The 18,632-nt window shown below is 39.5% G+C and carries 22 protein-coding genes; all 22 read right to left on the reverse strand.

Translation table 11 applies throughout. From position 1 onward, the window contains the following. Positions 1 to 184: 184 nt before the first annotated feature. The 22 genes from fliR to flgB all read right to left on the reverse strand — a co-directional run bounded on the left by fliR (position 185) and on the right by flgB (position 18,528). Complete coding sequence (gene fliR, locus ACKGJO_RS06040) at positions 185 to 973, reverse strand: flagellar biosynthetic protein FliR (RefSeq protein ID WP_411322512.1); 789 nt, start codon at positions 971 to 973, stop codon at positions 185 to 187. 39 nt (positions 974 to 1,012) lie between these two features. Continuing rightward, positions 1,013 to 1,282, reverse strand: coding sequence for a flagellar biosynthetic protein FliQ (locus ACKGJO_RS06045; protein ID WP_411322513.1), 270 nt, complete (start codon positions 1,280 to 1,282; stop codon positions 1,013 to 1,015). 9 nt (positions 1,283 to 1,291) lie between these two features. After that, a complete protein-coding gene (gene fliP, locus ACKGJO_RS06050; protein ID WP_411322514.1) occupies positions 1,292 to 2,098 on the reverse strand; it encodes a flagellar type III secretion system pore protein FliP in 807 nt (268 codons plus the stop codon). A gap of 24 nt (positions 2,099 to 2,122) precedes the next feature. Further along, positions 2,123 to 2,713 (reverse strand): flagellar biosynthetic protein FliO, encoded by a 591-nt coding sequence (locus tag ACKGJO_RS06055; protein WP_411322515.1) that lies wholly within the window; start codon positions 2,711 to 2,713, stop codon positions 2,123 to 2,125. Beyond that, positions 2,713 to 3,687: a flagellar motor switch protein FliN gene (gene fliN, locus ACKGJO_RS06060; protein ID WP_411322516.1), complete on the reverse strand. Its 975-nt coding sequence runs from the start codon at positions 3,685 to 3,687 to the stop codon at positions 2,713 to 2,715. The genes ACKGJO_RS06055 and fliN overlap by 1 nt, the downstream gene beginning before the upstream one ends. 2 nt (positions 3,688 to 3,689) lie before the next feature. After that, on the reverse strand, positions 3,690 to 4,625 hold the full coding sequence (locus tag ACKGJO_RS06065; protein ID WP_411322517.1) for a flagellar motor switch protein FliM: 936 nt from the start codon (positions 4,623 to 4,625) through the stop codon (positions 3,690 to 3,692). Between the two features lie 27 nt (positions 4,626 to 4,652). Continuing rightward, positions 4,653 to 5,129, reverse strand: a complete 477-nt coding sequence (locus ACKGJO_RS06070; RefSeq protein WP_411322518.1) for a flagellar basal body-associated FliL family protein — start codon at positions 5,127 to 5,129, stop codon at positions 4,653 to 4,655. A gap of 31 nt (positions 5,130 to 5,160) precedes the next feature. Continuing rightward, on the reverse strand, positions 5,161 to 5,883 hold the full coding sequence (locus ACKGJO_RS06075; RefSeq protein WP_411322519.1) for an OmpA/MotB family protein: 723 nt from the start codon (positions 5,881 to 5,883) through the stop codon (positions 5,161 to 5,163). Beyond that, positions 5,847 to 6,725 (reverse strand): motility protein A, encoded by an 879-nt coding sequence (locus tag ACKGJO_RS06080; protein WP_411322520.1) that lies wholly within the window; start codon positions 6,723 to 6,725, stop codon positions 5,847 to 5,849. Before ACKGJO_RS06080 ends, ACKGJO_RS06075 begins: the two co-directional genes overlap by 37 nt. A gap of 200 nt (positions 6,726 to 6,925) precedes the next feature. Then, positions 6,926 to 8,551, reverse strand: a complete 1,626-nt coding sequence (locus tag ACKGJO_RS06085; RefSeq protein WP_411322521.1) for a flagellar hook protein FlgE — start codon at positions 8,549 to 8,551, stop codon at positions 6,926 to 6,928. An 80-nt stretch (positions 8,552 to 8,631) separates the two neighbouring features. Continuing rightward, entirely contained in the window at positions 8,632 to 9,312 is a 681-nt protein-coding gene (locus ACKGJO_RS06090) for a flagellar hook assembly protein FlgD (RefSeq protein WP_411322522.1), read from the reverse strand. A gap of 17 nt (positions 9,313 to 9,329) precedes the next feature. Continuing rightward, a complete protein-coding gene (locus ACKGJO_RS06095; RefSeq protein ID WP_411322523.1) occupies positions 9,330 to 11,285 on the reverse strand; it encodes a hypothetical protein in 1,956 nt (651 codons plus the stop codon). Further along, positions 11,282 to 11,929, reverse strand: a complete 648-nt coding sequence (locus ACKGJO_RS06100; RefSeq protein WP_411322524.1) for a hypothetical protein — start codon at positions 11,927 to 11,929, stop codon at positions 11,282 to 11,284. The genes ACKGJO_RS06095 and ACKGJO_RS06100 overlap by 4 nt, the downstream gene beginning before the upstream one ends. Before the next feature lie 5 nt (positions 11,930 to 11,934). Next, complete coding sequence (fliJ, locus tag ACKGJO_RS06105; protein ID WP_411322525.1) at positions 11,935 to 12,363, reverse strand: flagellar export protein FliJ; 429 nt, start codon at positions 12,361 to 12,363, stop codon at positions 11,935 to 11,937. Between the two features lie 13 nt (positions 12,364 to 12,376). Further along, positions 12,377 to 13,711 carry a FliI/YscN family ATPase gene (locus ACKGJO_RS06110; RefSeq protein ID WP_411322526.1) on the reverse strand — a complete coding sequence of 445 codons (1,335 nt, stop codon included), beginning with the start codon at positions 13,709 to 13,711 and terminating at the stop codon, positions 12,377 to 12,379. Beyond that, a complete protein-coding gene (locus tag ACKGJO_RS06115; RefSeq protein ID WP_411322527.1) occupies positions 13,702 to 14,385 on the reverse strand; it encodes a FliH/SctL family protein in 684 nt (227 codons plus the stop codon). The genes ACKGJO_RS06110 and ACKGJO_RS06115 overlap by 10 nt, the downstream gene beginning before the upstream one ends. A gap of 1 nt (position 14,386) precedes the next feature. Further along, complete coding sequence (gene fliG / locus ACKGJO_RS06120) at positions 14,387 to 15,427, reverse strand: flagellar motor switch protein FliG (RefSeq protein ID WP_411322528.1); 1,041 nt, start codon at positions 15,425 to 15,427, stop codon at positions 14,387 to 14,389. Positions 15,428 to 15,439: 12 nt separating this feature from the next. Then, entirely contained in the window at positions 15,440 to 17,080 is a 1,641-nt protein-coding gene (fliF, locus tag ACKGJO_RS06125) for a flagellar basal-body MS-ring/collar protein FliF (protein WP_411322529.1), read from the reverse strand. Positions 17,081 to 17,093: 13 nt separating this feature from the next. Next, positions 17,094 to 17,405, reverse strand: coding sequence for a flagellar hook-basal body complex protein FliE (gene fliE, locus ACKGJO_RS06130; RefSeq protein WP_411322530.1), 312 nt, complete (start codon positions 17,403 to 17,405; stop codon positions 17,094 to 17,096). A 25-nt stretch (positions 17,406 to 17,430) separates the two neighbouring features. After that, positions 17,431 to 17,658: a hypothetical protein gene (locus ACKGJO_RS06135; protein WP_411322531.1), complete on the reverse strand. Its 228-nt coding sequence runs from the start codon at positions 17,656 to 17,658 to the stop codon at positions 17,431 to 17,433. A 1-nt stretch (position 17,659) separates the two neighbouring features. Continuing rightward, positions 17,660 to 18,166, reverse strand: coding sequence for a flagellar basal body rod protein FlgC (locus ACKGJO_RS06140; RefSeq protein ID WP_411322532.1), 507 nt, complete (start codon positions 18,164 to 18,166; stop codon positions 17,660 to 17,662). Between the two features lie 17 nt (positions 18,167 to 18,183). Continuing rightward, a complete protein-coding gene (flgB, locus tag ACKGJO_RS06145; RefSeq protein WP_411322533.1) occupies positions 18,184 to 18,528 on the reverse strand; it encodes a flagellar basal body rod protein FlgB in 345 nt (114 codons plus the stop codon). Positions 18,529 to 18,632: the final 104 nt, after the last annotated feature.

The raw sequence follows: 18,632 nt of genomic DNA on the forward strand, positions 1-18,632 counted from the left end.
ATGTTTAACCAATCCCACATTGACCTGCATAACCAATGCACATCATATTGCATTAAAATTTTACTATTAATCACTTCATGAATACTTCTGTAAGTAAAGTGATAGATAATAATGGCAGTAGCTGACATTATTTGATAACATATACTTTATAAGTTATTTATTGATAATGTGAGGTCAAGAATAATCAATTAATTCCTGGTGCTATTATACCTATGATTTCAGCCAGAAAATCGTATAATTGAAGGAACATCATCTCAAAAGCTGTCGGCAAATAAGGTACCGATAGTAATAGAAGACTTAATCCTACCCCTACTTTTATTGGGAATGCAATGAACATCATGTTAGCCTGTGGCATTATACGGGCAAAGATAGCTATCGAAACATCTAGTAGAAAAATCACAATAATAAATGGAGTGGTAATCTGTACCCCAATCACAAACAAATAGGTTGCGATTTCAAGCATATAGGGACCGGCTAGATGAATTTCAGCCTCATTAATTGGAATAAGATCAAAACTCTTAACTAGTGCACTGATATATACTTTATCCCCATCTATGGAAAGAAATACCAGAACAGCTACAAGAGTGAAAAGGTTACTAATGATAGCACTTTGCTTCTGGGTCATCGTATCAACCATATTTGCGAAGCTGAGTGCCGAATTCAAACTGATAAGCATTCCTGCCATTTCCAATCCTGCAAAAACCAGCTGCCCTATCAATCCCAAAGCAATTCCAACCAAAGCCTCTAAAATAATGGCTGATACAATGAATATAACTCCGGATTCTGCCGATAAGAACACACTATCCGAAGGTATAACCGAGAACAACATCACAGAAGTAACAATGGAAAAATAGATCTTAATCTGAGCCGGAAATGCGGATGTACTAAAGAAGGGAGCTGTCATGACCAAAGCACTAACTCTGACAAATACTAAAAAGGCCGATAATATCAAATCAATTGACAAAGATTCCATAACAGTATTTTTCAGAGCTTAACATTAGCTCATGAGTTCTCATTGAGCTATTTGTGGAATGAAATCGAAAATCCGCTGCATAAAATCAACACTGAACTGGAGCATAAAACCAAACATAAAGAACAGTACGATTACCACAACAGCCATTTTGGGGACGTAGCTCAAAGTCATTTCCTGAATAGAGGTCGCCGCCTGAAAAATAGCTACAGTCAGACCAACAACCAATGCTCCGATCATTGCGGGTGCACATAAAACTGCGACAGCGACTAACATCTCTTGTAACCAATACAATGCTGACTCTATATTCATAAAAAATATTTATTTAAAACTTTCTACCAACGACTGCACCAATAAATACCAGCCGTCTGTTAAAACAAAAACTAAAATTTTAAAAGGCAATGAGACCATCACAGGAGGCAAAAACATAATACCCATCGAGAGTAAAATGGAAGCCACAACAAGGTCAATTACCATGAAGGGCAAATAGATCATAAAGCCGATCTGAAATGCAATCCGAAGCTCGCTGAGAACGTAGGATGGCACGGCAACATATAGTGGTAGACCTTCAATACTATCTACTGTACTAACTCCGGCCATGTCCATAAAATAAAGAAGGTCTTTTTCCCGCGTCTGATTCACCATAAATTCTTTCAAAGGAACTGCAGCTGTAGCTAATGCCTCAACTTGCGTCATTTCCTCATTTATATAAGGTTGAATGGCCTCTTCGTTCATTTGATCGAAGGTGGGTTTCATGATAAAAATCGTGAGAAAGAGTGCCAATCCTATCAAAACCTGGTTAGGTGGCGATTGCTGTGTACCCAATCCCATTCTCAGAAAAAAGAAAACTACGATTATGCGCGTAAAGCTGGTCATCATCGTAACAAATGCGGCCCCAAACGACAGTATGGTGATCAGAATCAATGCCTGTATAGCCAAACTGAAATCTTCGTCACTGGTATCATCATTTCCGATAGACAGTCCTATTTGCGGAATAGCTTGCTGAAGCATTATTGTCGAATTGATTCCTGCCTGAAAAGCGAATCTTGACTTCAACGGTGATGCTTCCGTCGCTGAGCCCGCTGTTGTTACGATAATCATGGTCACCACGATCAATAGGCGAAACATATATTTCCTTATTGTTGAGATCATTTAGTTGTTGGCGAGCTTCAGAAAAGTTTTGAAATTTTCCTTTCCTGTTTTACTTTTAGTGGTTTTGCATTCATCTGCTTCATGGGCTGTATTTTCAGTCTCACCTTCCTTCCACTCCTCTTTTGAATAACGATGCAAAAGATTTACTCCTGTTTCTGCTACCCCTACAATCCACACTTCCTCATTTATTTCGATAAACTTTAATTGTGCATTTTGTGAAAGTGAATGAGAGTCAATGTCCCTGCTTTTAATTTCTTTTTGAGTAACTGCACCTTTCTTTTTAGACCAATACCACACAGCCACTAAAACACTAACCATAAAGAGAAAAGTGATAAAAGCATTTTGAAACATGTCTGGCTCTTCTCTTTTAGATTCCTGAACCTTACTAACTGAAGTCTTTTTAAGAGATTCTTGTAACCCTAAAGTACGTTCCTGAACTTCAGGATCACTGCTTTGGGCGACAGTTCCGGTGTCCATCTTTGACACCAGAAACAGCCATATGACCAGCAATGCCAGTGAAATACCCAGTACGATCTTCAGTATACTTTGCGGCTTTTTACCCGATTGTGAAAATGCTTTTTGAAAATCCATCAGGATAGGCTCGCTATACGCTGACGAGTAGTAATAAGGTTTGAAATACGAACACCAAAATGTTCATCAATTACAACCACTTCTCCATGAGCTATGCGTTGTCCGTTCACCAGGATATCGACCGGTTCTCCGGCTAATTTTTCGAGTTCAATAACGGAACCTTTGGCAAGCTGAAGTACTTTTCCCAGCGGAAGCTCAATCCTCCCAAGTTCAACTGAAACATCCATTTCCACATCTTTTAACAGGTCCATACTGTTACCATCCTCGTTTTCAAGAGGAGGAGTAGTTTCATCAAAATCTTCAAATTCAATGTACTTACCCGAAATTACTTCCTCTGGCTCTCCATTTCTTTCTTCCTGTGCCTGTTGGTCAAAAGCCGTTTCCTTTAGATTATTATCGTCAAGAATCTCTTCGGTTACTTGTTGCTTCTTTTCCGTTTCATCTACGGACTGCACAGGTTCTTCCTTCAAAATCGGCGCTTCCGGGTCACCAATTAAGATCGCTGCACGTACTTTATCGTCAGCTAGTCCTTCAACCTCCAAACTTCCGTGGTAATATGTGGTGTGTTTAAACAAATCTTCAAGGTCACTCAACTGATATACTTCCACTTCACCAAAACCGGTTTCAATATCTTCTTCAGCTAGTTTTTTCTTAAGCGTCTCGGAAAGTTCATCCGAAAATTTCTTAAGCAGATCTTTGGTGACCTCATTGAATTTCTTTTCTTCAACACCAAGCATCACGCTTGAAAGCAAACCGAACCATTCATCATCGAGAATACCAAACACATCCATTTCAAGACCTTCATCCCTGGCATAAAGAATGATATCGTTTTCTTGTAATGTTTCAGGAGCAGATTCAGCTTCAAGTTCATTAAATGAAGTGATATTGATCTTGGTTTCTTCGAGGAAAATGGAAGTCAAAAATTCCTGAATTCCCGGTAAATAATTTTGTAGTTGTTCTTGATAATTGTTCATAGCTATACCAGTTCTGTTTCATTTATTTCTTCAAGCAATTCGAATACTTTGACAGCTCTTCTTCCCTGTATGATGCCGGGATAAGCCTTAAGCTTGGTTGTTCCATTAATGCGGACTGCCAATGGCTTATCAGATTTTTGTTTTAAGGGAATAGTGTCTCCCTCTTTTAGATTTATAATTTCATTTAGAGTGAGCCGGGCAGTACCCAAAAGCGGTTGAATACGAACTTTTGCATGGTGCAACGTGCGTTTATAGCCCTCCATCTCATCACCTGTAAGCTCTTCCTGTTTAGATTTCATCCCTTTCTTAAGGATAGTATCACTCATAGCTTTTTTAAGTAGGCTATATGAATATGAAACTCCCACTTCAAGTTCTTCTTCCCCTAGATCAACCTTAAATTTTACAATGATGGTGGGATCAACTGAAGCAAGATGAAGGTTTTCCGGCTTACTCTCATAAGTAGTAGAGTCAATCGAAAAGTCCATATATGGTTCCCACGCTGATATAATTTCCTTATTAATATTCCTTATAATCCGGTTAACGATTTTTTCTTCAATAACGGTAAGCGTTCGGCGCTCTTGAATGGCACGTCCCTGCCCGCCACTTTGGCGTTCAATAAGATGGATGCAAAATTCCGGGGGCAGAACGATAATGATCTCCCCTCCGAGTTCGTCAACGGAAAGCAGGTAGATGGTACTTGGGCTTTCAATATTTTGTACAAAATCCGGAGAGGAAAGCTGCATTATCTTACTGAGGCTAATATCTACCTTATACCGAAGCGAAGAACTGAATATTCGGCTCAGGTTTCTGGAAAACACATCATGTATGGTTCGCAAGGTTCTCATAATCTCCTTACTGAACAACTTGGGCTGTCTGAAATCGTACGATTCTACATACTTAACTTTTCCTTGTGCACGCTTTTGTGCTTTCAATTCCATAAAAAGGTATCCATTGTTCGTTTACTATCATTGCATTACATACTTAGTGAAATACAAATTGCGTACCGAACGAACCTCGATCACAGAATTAATTACATCGATAAGTTCATATCTTAAGGAATCACGGTCTTCTACTTTTACCAGCTCCGGTATGGTTCGCTTAGAAAGAGTTTCAATGACTTCCTGTTTTAACTTCATTTTATTGTTATCCAACTTAGAAATATGCTCTTTATCGTCCAATTCAACACTTATTTCCACAAGAAGATATCTTTTACCGTTTGTGTTTGCCGGATTAACAACCAATTCGCCAACCTCGTAGGTACCAAAATCTTTTGGACTTTTTGAATTCATGGTTTCATAAACTCCCGGATAATATTTATCCACAATGGCGTAAGCAAGGTACCCTTGTGCCAAAAAAAACAAAAGGACAAGGAAATATTTTCCTATTGAGAGAAATTTTGACGCTCTGTCTTTTTTCTTAGTCTTTGATTTTTTTGTTGCCATAATAGTTCTCCTGCTTGAATAATTTGTTGTTTCAGAACCAAAGCTCTGTATTACGTGAATTCATAAGAAGCTCATCACGTAGATAAATTTCTACTCTACGGTTTTTCCTTCGACCTGATTCTGTGTTATTGTCTGCAATCGGATTGTACTCACCTAAACTGCTTGCTTTAAAATTTCCAGGTTTTATTTCTGATTTCTCCTGCAAATACTGCACTACCGAAACGGATCTTGCAGCGCCTAGGTGCCAGTTGGTTTCATGGATCGAATTTTCACGAATAGGCACATCATCAGTATGGCCTTGTACTTCAATTTCGATAACCTTTGCATCAATCCTATCGGCTACCTCGAGAAGAACAGTCTTTGCATTTGGAAGTAGTTCTGAAGAACCACTTTCAAAGGTCAGTGAGTCGCTTAATGTGATCTTGACCCCGCTTGAACTGACCTCAATATCAACCTCTGATGAAAACTCAAACTCTTCCAATAAATCTGCAAAAGCCTGCCAATATTCAACTCGCTTTTCCAACAGATCTTCAACATTCAGGGAATCTGCCGGTATTTCAAAATCTTGGGATTTCAAATTTTGTGCATCAAAAAAACCGGAACTCTTTTGAAAATAGGATATAAAATCTTTGAACACACCGTCATTAATACTTGGTGTAAGAGTATAAAGCAGAACAAAAAAAACTAATAACAGCGTCATTAGATCGCCGTAAGTCATCAGCCAGTTGCCAGAACTTCCTTTAGATTTTCCCATTCTTTATCCTGTTGTTCGATCCAAAGTTTGTAGAATTTTTCATCTCTTTTCTTGAGAATACTCAACTCTTCATGATGCTTTAAATATTCGGCCCGACTTTTCGGGTCTACGTATATAAGCATCTTCTTTTCCATTATTCTGGGATTTACACCCTCTACTATTGATATAATTCCAATCCTAAATAATTCTTTTCTGTTTCGGTCTAATTCACTCAGATATTCAAGTTTACCCGCCAGGGGGCCAAAAAACATATTAGCTAAAATAGACCCATATAAAGTTGTAATAAGTGCTACAGACAAACCTGCCCCCAAAGACTCCGGATCAGAAATATTTTGAAGCATCAAAACCATTCCCACCACGGTTCCTATCATCCCAAACGCCGGTGCATAGTTTGCCATTGAATTTAAAAGCATGATGGAGAGCTCCACTTGTTTTTCCCTGCTCTGAATTTCATCTTTCAGAATACTTTCTAAAGTTTCTTCTTTGAAGCCATCCACGGCAAGTTGCAATCCATTTTTCAAGTATTCATCTTTTAAATGCTTCAGATCTCCATCCAGCACTAATATTCCATTCCTTCGAACGCGGCGTGCAAACATGGAGAGCAACTCCATGTCTGTACGAAGATCAATTGAACTTAGCTTCATTAGACTCAGGGTGGTATCAAAACTGATCTTGATCTTTGCAAAACTATAGTTAATAGCCGTTGCTGCGATTACCCCTCCCACTACAATCAAAACAGATGAAAAACTCATAAAGGTAGACAAACTACCCTGAGTAACAATTGCTCCGATTATCAATGCGAAACCTAAAATAAATCCTATGCTACTTGAACGATCTAACATAGAATGATTATCGGTATATACAATGATATCTTAAATAATTAAGCTATGAATTTTCAAAAAAATAATAAGGTCTTAAGGTGGGTCGTACAGTAATTATATTTAGATAAAAACCCCACAAGCAGAGTTATAAGTCTACATTGTGGGGTTTATGTTGTCCTTTTGTCAGCTTACGAAATTTTCATAAGCTTTAATTCAGAAAATTAACGTTTAAGATTTACTGCTTCGGTTAGCATTTCGTCAGAAGTACTAATTACTCTTGCACTGGACTGATACGCACGTTGGGCTGTGATCATATCTGTGAATTCCTTAGCAAGATCTACATTTGACCCTTCTAAAGACCCGGAATTAATAGCAGTTCCGGAAAAGTTATTAGCAGTATCAATAAACATTTCTCCGGCAGCTGATGTGGCTCTGAATAATCCGCCTCCGATCATTTCAAGACCATTTTGGTTCTGAACTTTTCCAAGTGCCATTTGTGCAAGTACCATAGCATTACCGTTATCGTATACTCCTTCAATTTGTCCGGCTCCGTTAATGGTTACATCAATCAATTGACCTTGAGTATATCCATCTTGGCTAATCACTTTCGCAGAATTGCTTCCGGCATACTGTGTAAATCTTGTACCGCTCTGGGAATTTCCAAGTTCAACTGAGAAGTTGGTAGTATTAGCTCCCCCACCTGGTTCAAACGATAGATTAAGAAGGTCATCTGATGAAAGCTGTCCAAGTTCATCAAATGTAACGATTCCAGAAGCACCGGAAGTGATCTCTTCACCATCCAAGAAGCGTGCTGAATACTGCCACTCATTTGGATTTGTCTGAGTAAACTCCAGCAAAAGAGAATGAGCATTACCCAATTCGTCGTAGACGGTAGTACTCATTGTCTGTGCATTAGTTTCACCTTCCTGAACAGTTTGTAAACCAGGTAGGTTAATATCACCGGTTCCTGTAACCGACATGTTTGTTATATCGAGTTCACTTTCACCCAATTGGGCTGATCGGAGCATCAAAATACCGTCCACTAAGGCCATTTTACCCTCAGCATTTGGCATCTGTGTATTGAATGCATTTACCATATCATCAAGGGTCGTACCATCATTTCCGGCTCCATATGTGAAGCTGTAAGTAGCAGTAGTACCGTCATTCAGAACCACATCAAAATCGATAGTGTCTCCGGCAACCAAATCTGTAAGTGTCTGGCTCAGGTCGTTAATATCGGTATTGTCAGGTGCAGGACTTCCGTTGATAGTAAATCCGCTTTGTGACTGAAGTACTTTAGCTGTACTTGTACTTGCATTCAGGTTACCAGCAAGAGTTACATTTTCCGTCTTTTTGGGAGGGAGCACATTTTCAAAGTCAATTCGTATATCCTCCGCTGCACCACCGCCTAAAACATTTCCGTTTCGGTCAGCGATATAGCCTTGTACAGACCGTCCACCCTGATCTACTAAATATCCGTCTTTATTAAATACGAAGTTTCCAGCTCTAGTCATAAGTTGTTCGCCGTTATCAGAAACCATAAAGTATCCTTCACCTTCAATGGCCAGATCAGTTGCTCTACCTGTACTTTGCATAGCACCTTGGCTGAAATCACGATCAATAGATGCTACTCGAACTCCCAAACCGACCTGATTACTGAGCTGAGGGGCAGAATCACCACCTCCGGCACGACCAAGTCTCTCACTCATCATTTCGGAAAATGAAACTCTGGATGATTTAAACCCTGCTGTTTCAACATTTGCAATATTGTTTCCAATGACGTCCATTTTGGTTTGAAAAGCTCTCAAACCACTTACGCCTGAATTAAGGGATTTTATTAGTGACATAATTAACTCCTGTTTTGGTTTGCAGTTTTATACTGCTGACATGCTTTGAGCAATGCCGTATCTGTTATTAAAATTATTGATTAAAAAATACCGGTACCGACTTCTTCTACGTCACCGATCGGTACCTCAATACCGTTAATTGATAAAAACACTCCATTTCCACTGAAGCGTACTTTATTAGCAACTCCCTCCATGTATACAAGGGCATTTACGTCTTCATCGCCATTTTTGGCTACTACTTCTATCTGGTAATTTCCTTCACCAAGGCGTTCACCTGAGTTGTTTTTTCCGTCCCAGGTCCAATTGTTATCTCCCGATGATACTCCATTCAAAGTTTCACGTCGTACTTCAGCACCACTAGCGTTGCGTATAACAATTTCCACTTCTTCAGCCGAAGATTTAAGCTTATATTTAATCTCGCTATTACCTTCAGCACTCAGGTTCACCTGTTCGCTTAAAGCTCTAACCTGTTTTCCGGTAAGAGTGGCTGCCATTGAGTTAGTTAGACTCGCACTCATCATGTCTTGACTGTTCTGTAAGATTTCTAAACCGCTATTCACATCTATCAATTGCTCAACTGAGTTAAACTGTGCCAGTTGTGATGCAAATTCAGCACCATCCATTGGATTTATCGGATCCTGATTTCTCATCTGTGCTACCAAAAGCTGCATAAATTGTTTCTGCCCCATTTCGGTTTTACCCGAAGTGTTTTGCTTTTGAAAGGCCGATGCGGTGTTTGCATTGATACTATTTATATCCATGATCTCATATCACTTAGTTAGATCGTCCATTCCATTTGGTTATAACCAAACTTGCGGACTGCTTGCTGAAGATGTTCTTCCGCTTTTTTGTTTAATATCTTATTTGAGCCATTTACTAATGAAGTGTTAATCCCTTCTCTATTTCCTGAAGACGGGGAATTATCTGAAAATTCTGAAGCGGTTTCATTCCCACCTTCGTTAAAATGAAGATCTATCTCAAGTTCACACTCCTGCTCCAAATGATCTTTAATCTCTTGGCCATACTCCTGCATCAATTTGTTCAACTCAATACTACTGGAAGCAATTTTAACCTGTATCACTCCATCAATATTACGTGTTGAGAGTTCGATCTTATTTCCATCATCGAGAACAAAACTGTGCTTTTGCCAACTTTTAGGAATTTCTTTACCGGAGGAGGTTGCCCTTTGAAGCGCTCCTGTTAAGCCTGGCAACACACTCCTCTTTAACGTAATATTGTTGATCGGCATGTCTGCCAACTTATTCATGTTCAGTTTGACCTGTTCACTCGTTTCGTTTTCAATGCCTTCAGTTGATTCTAGAATATGTTCGTTGATAAAACCACCCTGAAAGTCTTTAATCTCTGTTTCTTGCTGGTTATTGGCCTGAAATTGAATCCAGTTTGGTTGAGTAATGAAGCTCTTGCCATTTTGATTTGAACCTGTCCCTGTCCCACTGTTGAGTGGCGTTAACCGGTCTTCTGATATTCTTTTACCACCCGAATTTAGGTTGAACAGGTCGTATCGTTTTGTTCTTTCTTCATTATTTTTTTGAGAATTGACAAGCTCAACCTGCAATTGTGGTTTTTCTTTCAGGTCATCTTTTATAGAATGATCCCCATTTACTATTTCGATCTGTGAATCTCTACGAGCTGTGAAATTATGCGGTGATCGTATTTTCGTGTTATTATCCGATATCGTGTTCTCTAAGCCCACTTGCTTTGTTATTACCGAACTATCGAGTTCAAAAAACTTTCTTCGAGCCTCGGTTTGTAGCTCATGCTGAGTTTCTTTGTCAATATTATTGATACTGGCTACAAGCTCACCTTCCGCTTTAACGTTTGGGGTTTCTGTGCTAAAAGCAGATGAAATTTGATTATTTACAACTTGATCCGGCTTCGTATGAAGAGTTTTTTCACTTTCATTTTCGAACCTGCGATCAAAGTGATCATGAATGCTGCTTTCTTTTAAAACTCCATTTGGACTTTGTTCAGAAGATTCTTCAGTAGGTAAAAAGTTATCCGAACTTCCATTAACTCTTTTATTATCATTAATTTCTACCTTTTCTCCTTCATTCGTTGGTAGTTGATCATGTGAATGTTCTATACCTTTTGTAATTGATGCGTCATTGCCATCCACAAACTCTACATTTTCATTAACTGCTTCTGACCTTTCTGTTTTCTCTTCCAAGCTAATGTCCGATTTTGATATATATTTATTATCTGAATCAAAAGCTTTAGACTTTGGAGTCAGAGATAAACCGGATCCTTCTTCAGGGGGCATTTCATTTTTGATTTTTTCACCGTCTACTGAAGTTTTCCGGTCTTCCATATCAGACTCATCTGAAGGCTCACTAACTAAGATTTCCTCCTGCTTCTCCTCTTGTTCCGTTGACTCTATGTCCGTTTCCTCTAATCCTTTAACAACCTTTTGATCTTCAATCTTTATTTCGCTTTTCCGGTTTTTCTCATTTGAGATCAACTTAGCGGTTTCCTCACCGCTCTTGCTTTCACTCATCAGAAGAGATGTTTGCTGTCCATTTTCTTTTTCAGTATTACCTGATTCTGTTTCGCCGGATTGGGTATTTCTTTCTGCTTCATTTTGAAGAGCCATGAGCATTTTACCAAAGAAACCCGTTTCGTATTTTTTTTCCTTACCACCATTCTCTTGCTCTAAAGACGTTGATTTACCGGAACTTGAAGAGGCCGCTATCGAGTTAAATACTTCTTTTATCATCGCATTATCTCCGTCATTAATTCCGCTGCTTCATCAGCACCCAGGGAGCGTAATATCTTCTGCCTTTGGATCGTACCACCACCGTCGTATAGGCGTACAATTTGATCTTTAGTCATCTTTTCAAGGATTGGCCTTAATTCATCTTCTTCCAGATTCAATAAGCTTTTTACACGCTCTGAAAACTCTTTTGGGTCAAGTTCTGTTTTTTCTTCCACCGGATTGCTAAGCAACTCTATTTGAGCCTCAAGTTCCTCTATAACTGCATATAAAGAATCAATAATACCATGCAATCTGATCTCACTTTGCTCAAAGCGGTGAATCTCAGATTCTGTTTTAGAGGTTATGTTTTGAATAGAATCTGGAAGTTCTTCAATATTTACAGAATCAACCTCTGTCGTCACATAAACTTCCATAGAGTCGCTCAAAGATTCTTTACTTATGACCTTTTGGTTGACCGCATTAGTATTTCTTTCTTTTTGAAGGTCATTTTTAAATTGCTCTTCCTGTTGCTCTTCAAAATTGGTCACGATCTCGTTGAATTTTTCTTCATTAAGTTGTGGGTACAGGAAGAAAGCGCCCACTAACATCAGTATGAATGGAATAAGTACTATGCCAGCAATCTTAAGTATGGCTGATTTGCTCATTGATATTACCTGCTGAATGATTGAGTGGCTATTTCATCCATGAACTTCTGTTCCTGCTTCGCCACGTTGTCATTAAAAATGCTTTTCTCAAATTCTTTCACTTTCTCAATGATGTGTAGGTTTTTATGAGCTTCTGCAAGATCGTGTCTGGCTTTAGAAACATTCTTCTCTGCTTCGCACAGCTCCTTACTTAGTTTTTTCATTTTCTGGTGTACTTGCTGAATGTGTGACCCCCGTTGCCGAACCATATGTACATTTTGAATTTCAGTTTGCTCAGTATTCTCTAAAAAACCTTTCAACTTAATTTGAATTTGTTTGCGTAATTCCAGGATCTCGCGCTTATTCGCCATTTCTTCAGCAAGCTTTTGCTTCTGAGCTTTCTTTTTGTGATTTCTCACTTTTAATACCGGATCAAGAGAAAATTTAAACTTCATAAAAGTTTCATTGTTAATTGATGATCTTCTTCAGTGTGGCCCAAAGGTTGTCACTGAAATCACTTTCGTTTATGTCTTGTATCAAAAATGATTCCAAAGCCGAATACTTTTTTATAGCTTCATCAATTTTTGGATTTGAACCTTTCACATATGCTCCAATATTGATGAGATCTTCAGCCTCTCTGTAAGTGGCCAAAATTTCTCTTGCTTTCATAGCTATGGCTCGTTGCTCATCGTTTACAATTTTAGGCATTACCCGCGAAATACTTTCGAGTACATCGATCGCCGGATAGTGATTTTTATGGGCTAAACGGCGTGAAAGTACAATATGGCCGTCTAAAATAGATCGAACAGCATCAGCAATAGGCTCATTCATATCGTCATTATCAACCAAAACAGTGTACAAACCGGTAATGCTTCCTTTTTCTGTTTTACCAGGTCGCTCAAGAAGTTTTGGGAGTATAGTAAACACACTCGGAGTATATCCCTTTGTAGTGGGAGGCTCACCTGATGCCAATCCAATTTCTCTTTGTGCCATGGCAACCCGGGTCACCGAATCCATCATCAAGAGGACATTTTTTCCTTGGTCGCGGAAAAATTCCGCAATAGCTGTTGCAGTGAATGCTCCTTTTACCCGGCTCATAGCAGCAGTATCTGAGGTTGCCGTAACTACAACTGAACGAGCCAGCCCTTCCTCTCCTAATGTGTCATGAACAAACTCCTGAACTTCACGTCCTCGCTCACCTATAAGTCCAATAACATTTACATCTGCAGACGAATGTTTGGCGATCATTCCCAACAATACACTTTTACCTACACCTGACCCTGCAAAAAGGCCGACCCTTTGCCCAATACCCACTGTATTCAAGGCATCTAAAGATCGTATACCTGTATACATAATTTCATTTATGGGCTTTCTGTCTAAAGGTGAAGGAGGGCTATTATGTACAGGCTGCTGATGTGTGGTTTGCAGATGCCCCTTACCATCGATTGGCTCACCATTAGTATCAACGACACGGCCCAGTAATTTGGACCCAACAGCTACATTCAAAGATTGTCCTAGTTTTTCAACCAGACACCCGGCTCTCATCCCCATCACACGATCAAAGGGCATTAACAGGGTTTGGCCGTCTTTTAATCCGACCACTTCTGCTTGTACGATCGTATTTGTGGTAGTGTGAATCCCAAACAACTCACCAACGCTACCCTGTAAACCGGAACATTCAACAATCGTCCCAACTACAGACGATACTTTTCCATAGTGTTTGATGGATTCTACTTCAGTTGCAAGCTTTACTTTTATTTCCTGCACATATTCTTTTAATGCGTAAGTTTCCGCTAATTCCATGTGGGCAGGCTTAGGTTTTTCTTAAATTCCATAAGCATTTCCTGGAATTTATGCACGATGGTCTCATCATTAGTATCAAGTTCAAATTCACCAGGATTACATTTTTCATCCGTTTCTAGGAACATGGTTAGCTTAGATGCATATTCCTCTTTGAGTTCCTTCACATGTTCAAAATCGTACTCTGAAACTCTTATAATAGGCTTTGAACTCTGATCCAGCTTTTGAAATATAGGCGTCAACTTTTCGGTCATATTTGACCTTACTTTCTGATCCCTGACCGGGATACCTAAAATAGCTTCCGATATATCAAAAGCCAGGTCCAGTACACCCGGCTCTATCATTTCCGTTCTTCGTTTCCATTCTTCATGCCCTTTTTTAATAGCTGCCTGAATAACATCGAGTTTACCATCGATTTCGTTACGAGCAATTTCAAGACCTTCTATTTTACCCTTTTCAAAACCTTCTGTGAAGGCTGTTTCTTTTTCCTTTTTAAGTTTCTGTTTCCAAAACTCATCCCTTTTATTAAGACGATATTCAAGTTCCTCATGATCAAGGTTATTAAGTTCGCCATCCGACTCAGCGGGCTCATTAAAGATCATCTGGTAATTTAATCGAGTGACCCCATTTTCATACCATTTTACTTGATTGGTATTTAGAACATTTTGACTTTTCATATTATTCTACGATCTCCTCTTCATCCATTTTACGCGTAGTAATCTGCCCGTCTTCTTCCAACTCTTTGATCTTCTTAATAATATGCTGCTGTGCTTCTTTCACATCCTTAAGAGGTACAGGTCCCAAAGCATCCATATCTTCACGCAGCATATCTGCAGCACGGTTCGACATGTTACTGAGGAATTTGTCGGAAAGCTCTGTTGCCACTCCCTTGAGTCCCATAACCAGATCAGTTTTCTCCATCTCGTTGATAATAAGCTGAACGGTGCGATCATCGAAATGCAGAATATCTTCGAATAAGAACATTTGTTCTTTAATATCGCTGGCCATTTGTTCATCCTTTTTCTTAATCTGATCAAGCACATGTCGTTCAACAGTGATTTCGGCTCCGTTAAGGATTTGTGCTACAATGTTGGTACCGCTTTTGACACGATCGCCAATTGTATCCATTCCGCCCATGTGTTCTTTAATAACCTCTTCAATTTCTTCGATCACTTCTGCAGATATTTTGTCCATGGATGCAAGTCGAAATATGATCTCTGTTTGCATATCTTGGTCAAGAAGGCCTAATATCTCAGCTGATTTTTCGATATCAAGCTGAGAAAATATTAAAGCTGCAACCTGCGGATGCTCATTTGAGATGAAATTAGCAATCTGTGAGATCTTAGTTTCCTGAAACTCATCAAAAACGCTGCTGCCTGACTGGGCTTTAAGTTTTTTCATGATATTTTCAGCTTCCTCTCCATCTCCTAAATGAGATAGAAGTTCTTTAGCATAATCAAGACCGCCTTTAACCATGTGTTGTTTAACTTCCATCAGCTGATAAAATTCACTGAGTATTTCGTCAACAATTGCGGACGGGACATCCTGTAGTTTTGCTATTTCCATGGTGATTTTTTCAAGCTCAGTATCACTCATGGTTTTCATCATGGCAGAAGCCGATTGCATTCCAACACTCATAACAAGTACCGCTGCCTTTTGAACTCCACTCAGGTCTTCGATGCTTTCAATTTTTTTCTTTTTCTTAGTTGCTACAGCCATTTTACGATATTATTAGTCTGAGGTTAACATAGCACGAACTACCTGAGCAGCCTCGGCAGGTTTTAACTCTACAAAATTCACGATTTCTTCTTTACTGTAATTCTTTTGAGGTAATTGTTTTTGTTTTTGCTGATCAGATAATGCAGTCTGTGCATTCTCACCTTCTCGCAGTGCCCCCTCTTCTTTATTTCCTTCCAAGACATCTTTCTGTACAGCCCTTTCTAACTGATCATCCGCTTTAAACTCACTCATCACATTCAAGTCACCATCTCCCATTTTCTTGCGAATGTTGTTCAGTAGAAGTATTACAGCAATAAAAGTGAGTCCTATCAGTGACCATCTTAAAATATTATTGTTAAACATGGGTTGATTATTATAGTATTCATCGACGCCTATTAACTCCTTATCAAAAAATTCTATCTGTTTTATGCTAAGTTGATCTCCGCGTTCTTCTTTCATTCCCAAGGCTAGCATCACTACTTCCCGAAATTCCTCTACTGCCTCTTCTGGGTAAGGCTCGTAAGTCGCTATTTGTTCTCCTTCAGGCCCTTCTCCCATTTCTTTTTTATAGTTAAGCAATACGGATGCCGTCACATTTACAAGTTCACCCTGAGTTTTTTCGAAAACTTCACGGGTCCGATTTACTTCATAATTTCTTGTTTCCGAACTTGAAGTCGCCTCATTGCTTGATACAACCACCGGGTTTCCACGTTGTTCAGGAGGCAACCTGGCATCAATAGGCTGTGGTTCAGATGCTTCATTCGCATCGGTCTGCTCTCGCCTTTCTTCTGATATTATTGTACGGCTATCAGGCTCTATAAGATCAGATTCTCTCAGAAGTCGGTCGAAATTATGCTGTACAGAAACTCTTAGAATACTGTTACCTGCTCCAAGAACCCGATCTAACATTGTTTGGCCACGGTCGGTAAGGTATGCTTCCGTTTTTTGACGGAGCTGCATTTGGGATGATCCGAAACCAAATTCACCTTCGTAATCAATTTCATCTGTTAATCTGTTTCCGGCTTGATCTAATACCGTAACATTGGCAGCTTCCAGTGATTCCACACTTCCAGCTATAAGTGCTGTGATTCCATCAATTTGTTCTTCTTTTAATTTGTTTCCTTTTTGCAGGTTTAAGATCACCGAGGCAGATGCCTCTACAGAAGCTTGTTCAAAGGGAGATCTTTCCGGCAATACCAAATGAATTCTTGAAAATTCAACCTGCTGCAAACTATTGATCGATCGAGCAAGCTCTCCCTCAAGAGCTCTCTTTTTATTCACCTGTTGCATAAAATCAGTCATCCCAAGCGAGTTGGAATCAAACAGTTCGTATCCCTTTACATCAGTTGCTGCACTACCGCCTAAAGTGGCAAGCTGCATTCGCAACTCATAAACTTTATCGTCCGGCACATAAAGGGTGCCACCTTCTCTTAACTCATAGCTTATACCCTGGTTGTTAAGTTCTGCGACTATCTCCTGGGCGGCTTCTGGTTGTAACCCTCCAAACAATAAAGAATAGTCTGTTTTTTGAGACCAATAAAATATTGAGCCGACAACGGCAATGATAATAACCATCAATCCCACAAACATGACGCGTTGTGCGTTACTTAAAGGCCCAAAAAAATTTTGAAATGCTTCTGTATATTTATTCATTAATCAGACCGCCTTATATTTGCATTCTGCTTAGTTCTTGATATGCTTCAATGCCCTTATTTCTAACCTCAACCATCAGCTGAAAACTGAGCTGAGACCGCTGCATTGAAATCATCACATCGTGAACGTTATCCGTTTTACCCGCAACATAATCCTGCATGTTTTGCTCGGCTGTTTTCATAGATTCATCTACACCATTAACTGCCTTTGTAAGCATATCTGCAAAGGAATCACCGTTATCTGGGGATTCAATTTCAAAATGCCGAGGGCTTAGCTCAGTGCTTTTGGGAAGCTGTATTCCTTGTAATTGTATCGGATCTGTCATAGTAGCTTATTATTTAAACCTTCATTTAAATTCTCGTATCGATGTTCGTTCCACGCATAACCTGCTGTTGACTCAGGTTCCCATCCATAGAATAAATTTCCAAGGCAGACCGTCCTGTAAACTTTTCTTCGATAAGTGAAGATTCGTCTTTGGTTAATTTCGGAAGTTCCGGAGCTTCAGCTGCTTTTCGCAGAGCGCTTGGTTTTAAAAGCTGAGTGATTTGCTGGTTTTGCAGAGATTGAATACTGTTCATTTTAAATTTCCATAGATCGTTTAATAATTTCTTTTTCAGCTTCAATGCTGCTCAGATTGGCTTCATACAACCTGTTGGCACTAACCATTGTCGCCATTTCCCTTATAAGATCAATATCAGGATATCGAACCATTCCGTTCTCATCGGCATCCGGATGGTCCGGATCAAATTCAAACCTGAAGCTTTCCTTTTCTTCAACATTGAACTGAGGACCCAACCCTTGCATCTTCTGGCCGTTAAAATTATTAAGTGGACCTTGGTATGGCTCTATATGCCGAGAATTAGTTTTTTTAACCACACCAAGTGTTTCTCCTAATACCTGAGTAAAATTTTGTTGGACTGGTCCTTGAGTTCTAACCGATTGTGGCCGATAAACGTTATTGGAACCTTGCGGTGCCGTGGTCTGTGCATTAGCGATATTTCGAGAAGCGACAGCAAGTCGCTCACGCTGTACGGCCAAACCTTGTGATGCTGTCTGAAAAGTTGATGAAATCCTATCTGGAAGCATAATCTTATAATTATTGATTATCGGTTAACACCGGTTATACCATTTTTAAGCATGCTGAAATGATGGCGAAGAGACCGAGTTACTACTTGTACTCTAATTTGAGTATCAGCCATTTCAATCATTTCATCTTCAAGCAGCACATTATTGCTGGTCTCAAGAATGGAAGCGTTTACGTTCTTCATCCCGTCCACGCCTTGTTCTTTTTGAGCTTTTTGTAATTCCTGCTCAAACTGCACTTCATGACGCTTATAACCAGGGGTGTCTGCGTTAGCAATATTGGAAGCAGTCATTTTCTGACGTAGAGCATATGCATCCATTGCCTTCCCTAACATCTGACTGTGGTTACTGTCAATTAATTTCATTCTAATCTAAGATTCAATTTCAGTGTGTGTGACGGGCTAAATGCAATTGCTATGCCATCGGCAATTTTTGCAATTTATTTGCTCTCAGATTAAATAAACTGGGA

This window comes from Gracilimonas qinghaiensis (assembly GCF_046602855.1).
Classification (GTDB): Bacteria; Bacteroidota; Rhodothermia; order Balneolales; family Balneolaceae; genus Gracilimonas.